8 protein-coding genes are annotated in these 9,676 nt (G+C 64.1%); all 8 read left to right on the top strand.

Going from position 1 to position 9,676, the window contains the following annotated elements; translation table 11 throughout:
* The first annotated feature begins 120 nt into the window (after positions 1-120).
* A complete protein-coding gene (locus EOA38_RS17690; protein ID WP_127299825.1) occupies positions 121-3,861 on the top strand; it encodes a nitrate reductase subunit alpha in 3,741 nt (1,246 codons plus the stop codon).
* Complete coding sequence (gene narH / locus EOA38_RS17685) at positions 3,858-5,384, top strand: nitrate reductase subunit beta (RefSeq protein WP_127299824.1); 1,527 nt, start codon at positions 3,858-3,860, stop codon at positions 5,382-5,384. The genes EOA38_RS17690 and narH overlap by 4 nt, the downstream gene beginning before the upstream one ends.
* Positions 5,384-6,091: a nitrate reductase molybdenum cofactor assembly chaperone gene (narJ, locus tag EOA38_RS17680; RefSeq protein WP_127299823.1), complete on the top strand. Its 708-nt coding sequence runs from the start codon at positions 5,384-5,386 to the stop codon at positions 6,089-6,091. The genes narH and narJ overlap by 1 nt, the downstream gene beginning before the upstream one ends.
* Positions 6,092-6,103: 12 nt before the next feature.
* Positions 6,104-6,883: a respiratory nitrate reductase subunit gamma gene (gene narI, locus EOA38_RS17675; RefSeq protein WP_127299822.1), complete on the top strand. Its 780-nt coding sequence runs from the start codon at positions 6,104-6,106 to the stop codon at positions 6,881-6,883.
* A gap of 3 nt (positions 6,884-6,886) precedes the next feature.
* Positions 6,887-7,786 (top strand): peptidylprolyl isomerase, encoded by a 900-nt coding sequence (locus EOA38_RS17670; RefSeq protein ID WP_127299821.1) that lies wholly within the window; start codon positions 6,887-6,889, stop codon positions 7,784-7,786.
* Between the two features lie 10 nt (positions 7,787-7,796).
* Positions 7,797-8,078, top strand: a complete 282-nt coding sequence (locus tag EOA38_RS17665; RefSeq protein ID WP_127299820.1) for a hypothetical protein — start codon at positions 7,797-7,799, stop codon at positions 8,076-8,078.
* Positions 8,075-9,331, top strand: coding sequence for a gephyrin-like molybdotransferase Glp (gene glp, locus EOA38_RS17660; protein WP_127299819.1), 1,257 nt, complete (start codon positions 8,075-8,077; stop codon positions 9,329-9,331). Before EOA38_RS17665 ends, glp begins: the two co-directional genes overlap by 4 nt.
* A 95-nt stretch (positions 9,332-9,426) precedes the next feature.
* A partial coding sequence (locus tag EOA38_RS17655; RefSeq protein ID WP_127299818.1) for a DUF2478 domain-containing protein occupies positions 9,427-9,676 on the top strand: 250 nt, incomplete at its 3' end.

The following is a 9,676-nucleotide window of genomic DNA, read 5'->3' as shown; positions in this document are numbered from 1 at the left end:
CCGCCTGGCCGTCACCTGGGCTGTCTATACCCCGCAAAGGCGGCCTTCTCCACGCCATCGAACACGCCAGGCGCGGCGCGCCCGTCCATCCGGCCGCAGCCGAATAATCAGGGGCAAACAATGTCACATTTTCTCGACCGGCTAACCTTCTTCCGCAAGACCGTCGACAGTTTCTCCGACGGCCACGGGATCGTGACCAGTGAGGATCGCTCCTGGGAAGACGGCTACCGCAAGCGCTGGCAGCACGACAAGATCGTGCGCTCCACCCATGGTGTGAATTGCACGGGCTCCTGCTCGTGGAAGATCTACGTCAAGGGCGGCATCGTCACCTGGGAGACACAGCAGACCGATTATCCGCGCACTCGCCCCGATCTACCCAACCACGAGCCTCGCGGCTGCGCCCGTGGCGCATCCTACAGCTGGTATCTCTATTCCGGCGCTCGGGTGAAATACCCGATGATCCGTGGCCGGCTGTTGAAGCTGTGGCGGGCCGCCCGCGCGAAGATGACGCCCGTCGCGGCATGGGCCTCGATCGTCGAGGATGAAAGCAAGCGCAAATCCTATACCTCGATCCGCGGCCATGGCGGCTTCGTGCGCGCCACCTGGGACGAGGTGAACGAGCTCGTCGCGGCGGCCAATGCCTACACAGCCCGCAAGCACGGCCCGGACCGCGTCATCGGCTTCTCGCCGATCCCCGCCATGTCGATGGTCTCCTATGCCGCCGGCTCGCGTTATCTGTCGCTGATGGGCGGTGTGTGCATGTCGTTCTATGACTGGTACTGCGACCTGCCGCCGGCGAGCCCGCAGACCTGGGGCGAGCAGACCGACGTTCCCGAGAGCGCCGACTGGTACAATGCCGGCTTCATCATCGTCTGGGGTTCCAACGTGCCGCAGACGCGCACGCCCGACGCACACTTCTACACCGAGGTCCGCTACAAGGGCACCAAGAGCGCGGTCGTCTCACCGGACTATGCCGAAGCGACGAAGTTCGCCGACATCTGGCTCAATCCGAAGCAGGGCACCGACGCCGCGCTGGCGCTCGCCATGGGCCACGTGATCCTGCGCGAATACCATCTCGACCGCAGCGTCGCGTATTTCGACGATTATGCCCGCCGCTACTCCGATATGCCCTTCCTGGTGCGGCTTGCGGAGCGTGACGGCAGGCTCGTCCCCGAGCGCCAGCTGCGCGCCTCCGAAATCAAGGGGGCCCTTGGCGAGAAGAACAACCCGCAATGGAAGACGGTGGCCATCGACGAGGCAACGGACGCTCTCGTCGCGCCTCTCGGATCGGCCGGCTATCGCTGGGGCGAGGAAGGCAAATGGAATCTCGAGGAAAAGGACGGCAAGGGAAGGGACGTTCGGCTGAAGCTCACCCTTGCCGGCGACGGAGCTGACATCGCGGCCGTGGACTTTCCCTATTTCGGCGGCCGCGCAAGTGAGCATTTCGTGGCCACCGAGCATGGCGAGATCCTGACCCGCAACATCCCGGTCTGCACCATCAAAACGGTCGATGGGCCGGTGAAGGTCGCGACGGTCTACGACCTGCTCATGGCCAATTACGGCCTCGACCGCGGCTTCGGCGGCGCCAATGTCGCTTCCTCCTACGACGACGACGTGCCGTTCACACCCGCCTGGGCCGAGCGCATCACCGGGGTGAAGCGCGATGCCATCGTCACGGTGGCGCGCGAGTTCGCCACAAATGCGGAAAAGACCAACGGGCGCTCGATGGTGATCCTGGGCGCGGGCCTCAACCACTGGTACCACATGGACATGAATTACCGGGGGATCATCAACCTCCTGGTGTTCTGCGGCGCCGTCGGCCAGTCCGGCGGTGGCTGGTCGCATTATGTCGGCCAGGAAAAGCTGCGGCCGCAGACTGGTTGGACGCCGCTCGCCTTCGCGCTCGACTGGGCGCGTCCGCCGCGCCACCAGAACTCGACCTCGTTCTTCTACGCGCACACGGATCAATGGCGATACGAGACGCTGACGGCGGCTGAGATCCTGTCGCCGACCGCGCCCGAGGGAGACTGGAACCAGAGCTTCATCGACTACAACGTCCGCGCCGAGCGCATGGGCTGGCTGCCTTCCGCACCGCAGTTGAAGCAGAATCCGCTCGACATAGCCAAGCGCGCCTCGGCGGCCGGCCTCGAGGTCAAGGACTATGTGGCAGGGGCACTGAAATCGGGCGAACTCGACCTCGCATGCGAGGACCCGGACGATCCGGCCAACTGGCCGCGCAACATGTTCGTGTGGCGCTCCAACATCTTGGGCTCCTCAGGCAAGGGGCACGAATACTTCCTGAAGCACCTGCTCGGCACCAAGCACGGCGTCATGGGCAAGGATCTCGGCGCCGAAGGCAAGGTGCGCAACAAGGAGGTCGTCTGGCATGACGAGGCGCCGCAGGGAAAGCTCGACCTTCTGGTCACGCTCGACTTCCGCATGTCGACGACCTGCGTTTACTCCGACATCGTGCTGCCGACAGCGACCTGGTATGAGAAGAACGATCTCAACACCTCCGACATGCATCCCTTCATCCATCCGCTGTCGGCAGCGGTGGACCCGGCCTGGGAGGCGCGCTCGGACTGGGATATCTACAAGGGCCTTGCCAAAGCCTTTTCCGAGGTCGCACCCGAGGTGCTGGGCGTGGAGAAGGACGTCGTCCTCACCCCTATCCAGCACGACACGCCTGGCGAGATCGCCCAACCCTTCGATGTCGCCGACTGGAAGCGGGGCGAGATCGAACCGATCCCGGGCAGGACGATGCCGGCCGTGACGGTCGTCACGCGCGACTATCCGAACCTCTACGCCCGCTTTACCGCGCTCGGCCCGCTGATGACCGAGGTCGGCAACGGCGGCAAGGGCATCAATTGGAAGACGGCGCATGAGGTCGAGGCGCTGGGCGCGCTCAACGGCGTCCAGCGCGCCGGTCCCGCCAAGGGCCTGCCGAAGATCGAGACGGACATCGACGCGACCGAAGTCATCCTGATGCTCGCGCCGGAAACCAACGGCGAGGTCGCGGTGAAAGCCTGGGAGGCGCTCTCCAAGGCGACGGGCCGCGAGCATGCTCATCTCGCCATCCCGAAGGAGGACGAGAAGATCCGCTTCCGCGACGTTCAGGCCCAGCCGCGCAAGATCATCTCCTCGCCGACCTGGTCCGGCATCGAGAGTGAGAAGGTCTGCTACAATGCCGGCTATACGAACGTCCACGAATTGATCCCGTGGCGCACACTGACCGGGCGCCAGCAGCTCTATCAGGACCATCTGTGGATGCGGGCCTTCGGCGAAGGCTTTGTCACCTGGAAGCCGCCGGTCGACCTCAAGACGATTGCCGCCGTCAAGGGGCTCAGGCCCAACGGCAACACGGAGATTGTCCTCAACTTCATCACACCCCACCAGAAATGGGGCATCCACTCCACCTACAGCGACAATCTCCTGATGCTGACGCTCAATCGCGGCGGTCCCGTCGTGTGGATTTCCGAGACCGACGCCAAGGCCGCGGACATCGTCGACAATGACTGGGTCGAGGTTTTCAACGCCAACGGAGCGCTTACGGCCCGCGCCGTCGTCTCCCAGCGCGTCAAGCAGGGCATGATGCTGATGTATCACGCCCAGGAGAAGATCGTGAACACGCCGGGCTCCGAACTGACCGGCAACCGCGGCGGCATCCACAATTCGGTAACGCGCACGGTGCTCAAGCCGACGCATATGATCGGCGGATATGTCCAACAATCCTACGGGTTCAACTACTACGGAACAGTAGGCTCCAACCGCGACGAGTTCATCGTGGTCCGCAAGATGGCGACCGTCGACTGGCTCGAGGAACCCCTGCAAGCCAATGCTCCCAAGGAGGCCGCAGAATGAAAATCCGCGCTCAGATCGCGATGGTGTTGAATCTCGACAAGTGCATCGGGTGCCACACCTGCTCGGTTACCTGCAAGAACGTCTGGACCAACCGGGAAGGCGTCGAATACGCATGGTTCAACAATGTCGAGACCAAGCCGGGCGTTGGCTATCCCAAGGAATGGGAGAACCAGCAGAAATGGAACGGTGGCTGGCGACGCAAGCAGAACGGCCGCATCGAGCCGAAGATGGGCGCCAAGTGGCGTATCCTCGCCAACATCTTCGCAAACCCTGATTTGCCGGAGATCGACGACTACTACGAGCCGTTCACTTTCGATTACCAGCATCTGCACACGGCCAAGGAATCGAAAGCTTTCCCCACGGCCCGTCCGCGCTCGGCCATCACCGGCGAGCGGATGGAAAAGATCGAATGGGGACCGAACTGGGAGGAAATCCTCGGCGGCGAGTTCGAGAAGCGGTCGAAGGACGTGAATTTCGAGGGCGTCCAGAAGGACATCTACGGCCAGTTCGAAAACACCTTCATGATGTACCTTCCGAGGCTTTGCGAGCACTGCCTCAACCCGGCCTGCGCGGCCGTATGCCCATCGGGAGCCATCTACAAGCGCGAGGAGGACGGCATCGTTCTGATCGATCAGGACAAGTGCCGCGGCTGGCGCATGTGCGTCTCCGGGTGCCCCTACAAGAAGATCTATTACAACTGGTCGTCGGGCAAATCGGAGAAGTGCATCTTCTGCTACCCCCGCATCGAGGCGGGGCAGCCGACGGTCTGTTCGGAAACCTGCGTCGGGCGCATCCGTTATCTCGGGGTGATCCTCTACGACGCCGACCGTATCGAGGCGGCCGCCAGCACGCCGCAGGAGAAGGATCTCTATCAGGCGCAGCTCGATATCTTCCTCAACCCGAACGATCCGGCCGTTATCGCCCAGGCCCGTGCCGACGGGATCCCCGACAACTGGCTGGAGGCGGCCAAATTGTCGCCGGTCTGGAAGATGGCGATGGAGTGGAAGATCGCCTTTCCGCTTCACCCCGAGTACCGCACGCTGCCGATGGTCTGGTACGTTCCGCCGCTCTCGCCCATCCAGTCGGCGGCGGCCGCCGGCAAGATGGGGCTGGACGGCGATATGCCCGACGTGCGCAGCCTGCGCATCCCGCTCCAGTATCTCGCCAATCTGCTGACGGCGGGCAATGAGGAGCCCGTGGCCCTTGCGCTAGAACGCATGCTGGCGATGCGAAGCTACATGCGGGCAAAGACGATCGACGGCCGCCTCGACGAGTCGATCGCGGCGCGGGTCGGCCTTACGGGCGCAGCCATCGACGACATGTACAAGGTGATGGCGATCGCCAATTACGAGGATCGTTTCGTCATCCCAACGTCGCACCGCGAATGGAGCGAGGACGCCCAGGACCTGCGTGGCTCCTGCGGCTTCTCCTTCGGCAACGGCTGCTCGGGCGGTTCCACCGAGACCAACCTCTTCGGCACCAAGCAGACCAAGCGGCCGACAAACCCGATGGAGATCGCGTGATGGCGCCGCTCTCGAACAGGACCTTCAAGGCGCTCTCGGCGCTCCTTTCCTATCCGACCGAGGAACTTTGCGCGGCGATCCCGGATATCGCTACGGCGGTCGCGGCCGAGGGATTGGTATCGGATGAAGCAGGCAAGAACCTGCAGCCCTTGCTTGCCGATCTGGCGGCCCTGGATCTCTACGACCTGCAGGAGCGCTATTGCGAGTTGTTCGACAAGACGCGCCGCCACTCGCTGCATCTGTTCGAGCACATCCACGGCGAGAGCCGCGATCGCGGCCAGGCGATGGTCGATCTGGCCGAACATTACCGGCGTGGCGGGCTTCTCGTCGCGGCAAACGAATTGCCTGACTTCATCCCGCTTTTCCTCGAATTCCTCTCTGCCCGTCCCTTTGAGGAGGCGCGCGGCCTGCTCACTGAAACCGGCCACATCTTCTCTCTGCTGGAAGAGCGGCTCGCCAAGCGCAACGCAGGCTATGCCGCTGTATTCACGGCCATACGCTCGATTGCCGGTGAGCCCACCGTGGCGGCGGACGCCGCCGAAACCGACGAGCCCGACGAGCCCGACGACCTGGCGGCCATCGACGCCGCCTGGGAAGAGACAGCCGTCGCGTTCGGTCCCGGAAATGCGACCGACGGCTGTTCCGTCGACCGGCTGAAAATCCAGATGCGCGCCGCCAATCGCGATGCGCGCAACAATATGGCCTGAGGGAGGGAAGTCATGTCCGACACACTCAACGACGCGCTCTTTGGCTGGTATCCCTATTTCTGCCTGACCATCTTCCTGCTCGGCAGCCTGATCCGGTTCGATCGCGAGCAATATACCTGGAAGACGGGTTCCTCTCAGCTGCTGCGCCGGCGCCAGCTCCGCTGGGGTTCGAATCTCTTCCATGTGGGCATCCTGGTGATCTTCGCCGGCCATTTCGTCGGCCTGCTGACGCCGATCTGGGTATTCGACGCGCTCGGCGTTTCGCACAGCTTCAAGCAGGGCCTTGCCATTACCGCCGGCGGCATCGCCGGTGTGGCCTGCTTCATCGGCATCGCGCTTCTTGCCCATCGGCGACTGTTCGATGCCCGCATCCGCAACACGTCCGCCCCCGGCGACATCGCGATTTTGCTGCTGCTCTGGGTTCAGCTCACGCTTGGCCTCTCAACGATCTTCGTCTCGCTCGGCCACATGGACGGCCACGAGATGGTGAAATTCATGAACTGGGCGCAGGGCATTCTCACCTTGCAGCCGGCGGCCGCGGCCTATGTCGCCGACGTCAACCCGATCTTCAAGGCGCATCTCCTGCTCGGCATGACGATCTTCCTGGTCTTTCCGTTCACGAGGCTTGTCCATGTCTGGAGCGCGCCGGTCTGGTATCTCGGCCGCCCGGGCTATCAGGTCGTGCGCACGCGCTTCGCAACCCGCCGGCCGGCCGTGCCAGCGCCGGCGGTGCGGTCGTCCGCGCCGGCGCGGCGGCCCGCTGCCACTCCTTCCCACCAGCCTGCGGAGTAGATCATGGCCGCGCTTGTCATCGACCATTCGGCCGGCCGCAAAGCGTCCGAACATCCGCACGAACACCGGCCTGCAACCCCCGACACGACGCCGTCCCGCGAGCGCGTGGCGATGCCGCCGGTGACGGTCAACGGCGTGGCGATATCGCGCAAGGCGATCGCCGCCGAGGTGCAGAATTTTCCCGCCCGCAATCCCGGCGAGGGCTGGCGTGCCGCAACCCGTGCGCTCGTCATCCGCGAATTGCTCCTGCAGGAGGCCCGGCGCCTCGATATCGCCGTGGAGCAACGGACCGATCAGGACGGGCGCAGGGAGACCATCGAGGATGCGCTGGTGCGCGGCCTGATCGAGCGCGAGGTCCGCGTTCCCGAGGCGGACGAGGAGACGCTGCGGCGCTTCTACGAGAACAATCTTCGCCGCTTCGTGACGCCGCCTCTCTATGAAGCCGACCATATTCTCATAGCGGCTCGTCACGATGATCGCGAGGCATTCGCCGCCGCGCGTGAAAAGGCGCTGTCACTCAGGTCCAGCCTAGCCGCGGCGCCTGAGCGTTTTGCGGCGTTGGCGGAAGACTGCTCGGATTGCCCGTCGGGAACCCTTGGCGGCAGCCTTGGCCAGATTGGGCCAGGCGACACGACGCCGGAATTCGAGGCCGCTCTCGTCGATCTCGCCCCAGGCGATGTCTCGCCGCCGGTGGAGACGCGCTACGGCGTCCACCTCATCCGACTGACGCGGCGCATCGATGGCCGCCAGCTTCCGTTCGAGGCTGTGCGGGAACGCATCGCGTCCTACCTGGCCGAGCACGTCAGCCGGCAGGCGACGGCGCAATATGTCTCTCTTCTTGTTGGCCGGGCGAATATCGGCGGAATTGCAATCGACGGCGCATCCTCGCCGCTGGTGCAGTGAGGCGGACGCGATGCTCGGAGATATCATTGCCTCGCTCGAAGACCCGAAAGCAGCCATGGCCGTCATTGCCGCTTTCGAAGAGCCGTCCTTGGCAGCACGGCTGACCGCCGCTGCCGATGCGTCCGGTCGTTCGCCGGTCGATATCGTCGGCTCGGCCGTCCGCAATTTCGTGGACACCGCATCCGACGATCTTTGGACGCAACTCATCGGTATCATGAACCGCGCGCAGGATCCGGGACTTGCGGCCATGCGCGCAATTCTCGAAAAGACGCTGCCGGACGTCGAGGCATGACCATGCCGGCAATACTGCCCGATAGTTGCTTCTGCCCAGGCGCAGGCGCCGTGCCCTTCGAAACGGCGCGAAGCGCAGCCATCGCATTGGCACGGCGGCTGGACCAGCCGGAAATGGTTGCATTGGCCGACGCCGTTGGACGTCTTCTGGCCGCGGCCATCGAAGCGCCCCGCGCTATTCCGCCTTTCGATCAGGCGGCAATGGACGGCTATGCGATAAGCCTGACCGGCAGGAGAGGCGTGCCTCTGGTTCTCCCGGTGGTAGGTCGCACGATGGCGGGTGATCCGCCAGGTGTGCTGGCTCCGGGCGCTGCGCACCGCATCATGACGGGTGCGGCGTTGCCCCAGGGCGCGGACACTGTCGTCATGCAGGAGCAAACGACGCGGCGTGGCGATCTCGTGCAGTTCGCGTTCGACGCGGCGCCAGGCGCGCATATTCGCAGGACCGGCGAGGATGTGAGGCAAGGAGCCTGCGTTCTTTGTCCAGGTCGCATGATCGGCTGGCCGGAAATCGCGCTTCTTGCCGCCATCGGGATTGACCGCGTCCCGGTTGCGCGTCGCGTGCGGATCGCCGTTGTCACGACCGGCTCCGAGCTTTGCGAGGCTGGTGGGTCGCTTGCATCCGGCGCGATCTATGACGCCAACGGTCCGCTCCTCGCTGCCCTGTTGAGGGAGCCGAACACCGATGTCACGTTGTCGACCGTTCACGACGACACCGCGGCCATCGCGCGAGTGCTCGAAGACAGCGCGAGATCGGCGGATCTGGTCATCACCACTGCAGGCATGTCGGTTGGCGAGGAGGACCACGTGCGCAATGCCGTAATGCGTTCCGGCGGCCAACTCGAGATCGTCGGGGTGGCAATGAAGCCCGGCAAGCCGTTGGCAATCGGCAAGATAGGGGAGGCGTGCTTCGTCGGATTGCCAGGCAACCCACAGGCCGCGGCCTTTGGCGCGCTCGCCTTCGCGCGCCCGATCATAGCGACCCTCCTCGGTCAGGTGCCGGCGAGGCGCATCACCGCCGAGTTGGCCTTCACATGTTCCCGCAAGCCGGATCGCACCGAATTGGTGCCGGTCCGCCTGGATGTCGGGCAGGGGCGATTGACCGCCAGCCGCAGCGGGCCGGATGGCTCGCACAGAATGATGCCGATGGTGTCAGCCGACGCCGTCGCGATTGTGCCCGGTGGGTCGACGCCGGCCGAGCCTGGCATGTCCGTCGAAGTGCTTCCGTTCAGCCCTGGGCGCTTTGGGAGATAGACCGATGGCCCCGGACATCGCCAATCCCGCTGCTCCGGACCGATCCCGCCGCGCCTGCTGCTCGGTCGGCAAATTCAAACTCAAGGAGATTTCCCATGCAGGGCGTTCGTGCTGACTGTCCGATTACCGCTATCGTTTATTCAAACGGTGCGGAGTTCGAAGCATTCCTGCAGGAAATTACTACCATCATGGCCGAGCGGGGCGTGCGATTGGCCGGCCTCGTCCAGCTCAGCGAAAAGAAACCTGATCGGGTGAAATGCGACATGCACCTGCGGGATCTCGCTTCGGGCGAACTCCACAGCATATCCGACGATCGAGGCCCCCACTCCCGAGGCTGTGTTTTGA

The sequence above is a fragment of the Mesorhizobium sp. M1E.F.Ca.ET.041.01.1.1 genome, from assembly GCF_003997355.1.
Taxonomy (GTDB): Bacteria; Pseudomonadota; Alphaproteobacteria; order Rhizobiales; family Rhizobiaceae; genus Mesorhizobium.
This window is presented reverse-complemented; position numbering and strand designations above follow the sequence as displayed.

Coding starts and splice junctions, on each gene's coding strand:
- EOA38_RS17690 (WP_127299825.1), top strand. CDS start 121: ATGTCACATTTTCTCGACCGGCTAACCTTCTTCCGCAAGACCGTCGAC.
- narH (WP_127299824.1), top strand. CDS start 3,858: ATGAAAATCCGCGCTCAGATCGCGATGGTGTTGAATCTCGACAAGTGC.
- narJ (WP_127299823.1), top strand. CDS start 5,384: ATGGCGCCGCTCTCGAACAGGACCTTCAAGGCGCTCTCGGCGCTCCTT.
- narI (WP_127299822.1), top strand. CDS start 6,104: ATGTCCGACACACTCAACGACGCGCTCTTTGGCTGGTATCCCTATTTC.
- EOA38_RS17670 (WP_127299821.1), top strand. CDS start 6,887: ATGGCCGCGCTTGTCATCGACCATTCGGCCGGCCGCAAAGCGTCCGAA.
- EOA38_RS17665 (WP_127299820.1), top strand. CDS start 7,797: ATGCTCGGAGATATCATTGCCTCGCTCGAAGACCCGAAAGCAGCCATG.
- glp (WP_127299819.1), top strand. CDS start 8,075: ATGACCATGCCGGCAATACTGCCCGATAGTTGCTTCTGCCCAGGCGCA.